Raw genomic sequence first — 3,854 nt, 5'->3', positions numbered from 1 at the left:
CGACATGCCTCTTGAGCACGCGACCGTCCCTGAGCTTGATCGTGACGTGACATTCGTCTTCGGCGACGCTTTGCGACGCCACTGCGCTGACGCGATCGCGCAGCGCAATGACCTGCTTATCGCGCACGTTTGCATCGCTGTATTCTGCCTCGCCGGCGCGGCCTTCGATAATGGCGACCGCTGCCGAATGGTAGACGCTGAATTTGCCTTCGAGGCCAACCTGCGGGGTCTTCTTGCCAGTCAATTCCAACACCAACGGATCGACTTCCAGCGCAATGCTTTCGATCTCGTCGGCCTTCAGGCCGAATTCATTGCGCAATTGCACGCAGCCGTCGATGATCGGGTGGATGACGATGCCGCAAGCGAACGGCTTGTAGGTGTTGAGAGCGATCTCGAAACTCTCGCCCAGGCCTTTGGTGATCTCGTCGAAATTCCGTTCGGTGGACATGACATGGGCGAAACCGCGCGGCGCCTCGAGCACGCGGTTTGACGAGGTGAAGTCGCGTTGCGCCAGCACGGCGGAAAGCAGTCCATTTTGCGCGGCGCGGCCGGGATGGAAGCTTTTGCACATGGTTCCGAACATCTCACGAAAACCGGAAGACTGTGTGCCGGCGATGCCGAGCGCCCAGATCATCTGCTGTTCGTTGAGACCGAGCAGGCGACCTGCCGCGGCGGCGGCTCCGAAAACGCCGGCGGTTCCGGTGATGTGCCAGCCGATGTCGTAGTGCGCGGGATAGACGGCGTTGCCGATGCGGCATTCGACCTCGACGCCGAGGATGAAGGCGTGCAGGAGATCACGGCCGCTCGTTGGTTGCAGTTGCGCCAGGCTGAGGATTGCGGAGGCGACCGGCCCGGCCGGATGGATGATGGTCCTCAGATGTGTGTCGTCGAAATCGAAGACGTGGCTGGCGATGCCGTTGATGAGCGCGGCGTTCAGGGCGTCCAGCCGTTCGCTACGGCCGAGGATCGCAGCCTGATCCTTGCCGGCGAACGGTGACACCGCGGACAAGGCAATGTCAACGCTCGGATGTTGCGAGCCGCCTACCGCGCAGCCGGTCCAGTTGAGGAAGGAGCGCACTGCTTCGCTCCGGACGTTTGCCGGGACGCTGTCCGCGGATGCCGACACGACATAGCGCGCCAGAATGGCTGTAACGTCCATCATTTGATCTCCCTGGATAGCCGTCGGGCACCGCCCGGTGCATCGGCGTGCTTGCTGATTGGCGTGCATCACGCCGTGAAGGCGCCGCCATTGATGTGGACGGTCTGGCCGGTGATGTAGCGAGCCGCCGGTCCGCAGAGATAGCGCACGAGCAGTGCAACTTCCTCGGGTGTTCCACGCCGCCCGACAGGCGGCAGTTTCCCGGCATGATGAGAAGGCTCTTCGCCGGCACGTCGAGTGTCGATCATGCCAGGCGAAACGCAATTGACCGTGATGCCTTCACCGGCAAGGTCATGGGCGAGCGCCCGGGTGAATCCGGCCAGGCCCGCCTTGGCCGCGACGACATGGGCGCGACCGCTGGCGCCGGTATGAGCCGACAGACCCCCGATGTTGATCACCACGCCTTGTCCCGATTTCTTGAGATGCGGGAGCGCTGCATGGGCGGTGAGGAATGCACCATCGAGGATGATCGAAAGCACCTCTCGCCATTCGGTGAAACCCAGATCCTCGAACGCGGTTTCGCGTCGCACGGCAGCGCTGTTGACGAGAATGTCTATGCCACCGAACTGCCGGACAGCCGCGCCGATCAGTGCGTCGACGGCATTCGGGTCGACGACGTCGGCCAGGACGGCCGTAGCCCTGCCTCCGGCGGCGGTGATCTCGTTGACGACAGCTTCGGCTTCGGCGCGAGATGTGCGTGCGTTCACGACCACCGCGGCGCCGGCTCGAGCCAGTTCCAGCGCCATCACGCGCCCGATGTTGCGTCCTGCACCGGTCACGATGGCGACGCGCCCCTCAAGTTCCCGCGCGCCGTTCATGCGATGTCCGTGGTTTTTGCGGCACCGCCGATCGAATGTTCCGTGTCGGCTGCCGCTGGCAGGGTCATGCGGCTCTTGCCGCTCAGCACATGCGCAAACGCTGCATCCATGGCTGCCGTGGCGTCGCCCGCTCCCAGCGCTGCCACGATGCGGCGATGCTCGATATTGGATACGGTCAGGCCGCCGCCTTGCAGCAGCGCACGCTCCCGAAACAGGTGCAGCTCCTTGACGAGCTCGGAATAGGCCTTGTGCAGCCGGCTGTTCCCGGCAAAGCGCAGGATGGAATCGTGGAATTCCAGATTGAGCGGATAGTAGTTGTCGAGCGAATTCGCGAGAACCGCTTCTTCCATGCGATCAAGTAAACTCTGGAGTTCCGAAATCTGCTCCGGCGTCACCTTGGTCGCCAGCAACCGCGCCGCCGATGCAAACAGGCCTGCTCGCACGTCGTAGAGTTCGGCGGCCTGTTCCTCGCCAATCCGGCGCATGAACACGCCTCGATTGGGCACGAGTTCGAGCAAGCCTTTTTCGGCGAGCGCGCGGCAGACTTCGCGGATCGGGCCGCGGCTCACCGAGAAGCGGATTGCCAGCGAATTCTCGTTCAATCGCTCACCAGGGGCAAATTCTCCCGACAGGATGAGGGTTTCCAACTCACGTCGAAGGACGCTCGTCAGGGAGTGGTTCTGGAGAAATTCAAGCTCGGCCCTCATGGGGTAGTGATCGACTATTTACTGCAAACTGTCAACAGAATACAGTGCCGCCGACGCAGCGATCGAGCACATCCCTGGTTTGAAAGCAGGAAAAATCGGAGGTTTCATGGATCAAATGGATGTCCCGCTGGCGCCCGACACGTCACCCCCACCAAACCTCCTTGAGCTCTTCCTGGCGTTCACCAAGCTCGGCATCACCAGCATTGGCGGTGGTGTGAACGGCATGATGCACACGGAATTCGTGGTGAATCGGCGCTGGTTCAGCGACAAACAGTTTCTGTCAGGGCTGGCGCTTAGCCAGTCACTTCCTGGTGTCAATGTTGCAAACCTGGCGCTCTGGCTCGGGTTTCAATGTCGCGGTGTCGTCGGCGCCGTGGTGGCGCTGGCGGCGGTGGTGCTGCCCCCTGCGGTCGCGATAGTTTTGATAGGAAATATCGTGCTGAGGCTGAGCGCCGATCCCGCGATCGGCGCTATCCTCGTGGGGCTGGCGGTTGCGGCCGCCGGCTTGTCACTGTCAGTCGGCTACCTTGCCATGCGCTATGCCTGTGTCGACGCGGTTTCAATTGCCCTCTTCACGTGCACGCTGATCGGCGCGACTGTCTTTCATTTCTCGGCTCTCGTCGTTGTGGCGGTGCTTGCACCCATCGGCATCGGCGTCGGCTTTGCAAGAAGCCGCCATGAAAGACGATAATCTGCTTGTCAGCCTGTTTCTGGTGTTCGCGCCTCTGTCCTTGATGGCCATCGGCGGGGGAGCCTCCATTCTGGGCGAACTGCAGCACAGCGTTGTCGACAACCAGCATTGGTTGACCAACAAGACCTTCCTCGACATGTTTGCCATCTCCCGCGTTGCGCCCGGACCGGGAACCCTGATCGTCACGCTGATGGGTTGGCATCTTGCCGGATGGGCGGGCGCGATCGTTGCGACGATTGCGATTTTTGCGCCGTCGTCGCTGCTGGTGATCGTGATCGCGCATTTCTGGCACAGCCGTCCCAATGCAGCATGGCAAGGGGCTTTGATTTATGGCCTGGCCCCGCTCGCCGCCGGGCTGGTGCTGTCAAGCGTGTTCACTCTCTTGAGCAACGCGAAAGGGGGATGGATTGCCTGGTGCGTGGCAATTGTGGTCGCCGTTGCCGCGCGAACAATTCGTTTGGGTCCACTGACGCTGATGG

The 3,854-nt window shown here is 61.9% G+C and carries 5 protein-coding genes; 2 read left to right on the top strand and 3 right to left on the bottom strand.

The window, feature by feature from the left end; translation table 11 throughout:
* From ACXJ7R_RS26975 to ACXJ7R_RS26965, 3 genes are all read right to left on the bottom strand, one after another.
* Positions 1 to 1,162 (bottom strand): MmgE/PrpD family protein (locus ACXJ7R_RS26975; protein ID WP_457154485.1); only part of this gene is annotated, 1,162 nt, incomplete at its 3' end.
* 65 nt (positions 1,163 to 1,227) lie between these two features.
* The gene (locus ACXJ7R_RS26970) at positions 1,228 to 1,977 is read right to left on the bottom strand and encodes an SDR family NAD(P)-dependent oxidoreductase (RefSeq protein WP_457154484.1); all 750 of its coding nucleotides are present in this window, start codon (positions 1,975 to 1,977) and stop codon (positions 1,228 to 1,230) included.
* Complete coding sequence (locus ACXJ7R_RS26965; RefSeq protein ID WP_457154483.1) at positions 1,974 to 2,684, bottom strand: FCD domain-containing protein; 711 nt, start codon at positions 2,682 to 2,684, stop codon at positions 1,974 to 1,976. The genes ACXJ7R_RS26970 and ACXJ7R_RS26965 overlap by 4 nt, the downstream gene beginning before the upstream one ends.
* 106 nt (positions 2,685 to 2,790) lie before the next feature.
* Here ACXJ7R_RS26965 and ACXJ7R_RS26960 point away from each other — a divergent pair, with 106 nt between their 5' ends.
* Together ACXJ7R_RS26960 and ACXJ7R_RS26955 are read left to right on the top strand one after the other, a co-directional pair.
* Positions 2,791 to 3,375 carry a chromate transporter gene (locus ACXJ7R_RS26960; protein WP_095080501.1) on the top strand — a complete coding sequence of 195 codons (585 nt, stop codon included), beginning with the start codon at positions 2,791 to 2,793 and terminating at the stop codon, positions 3,373 to 3,375.
* On the top strand, positions 3,362 to 3,854 hold a 493-nt coding region (locus tag ACXJ7R_RS26955), incomplete at its 3' end, for a chromate transporter (RefSeq protein ID WP_457154482.1). The genes ACXJ7R_RS26960 and ACXJ7R_RS26955, both read left to right, overlap by 14 nt.

The organism is Mesorhizobium sp. P5_C1 (assembly GCF_054049815.1).
The sequence above is the reverse complement of the archived record's forward strand: the minus strand, read 5'-3'. Positions and strand labels throughout refer to the sequence as shown.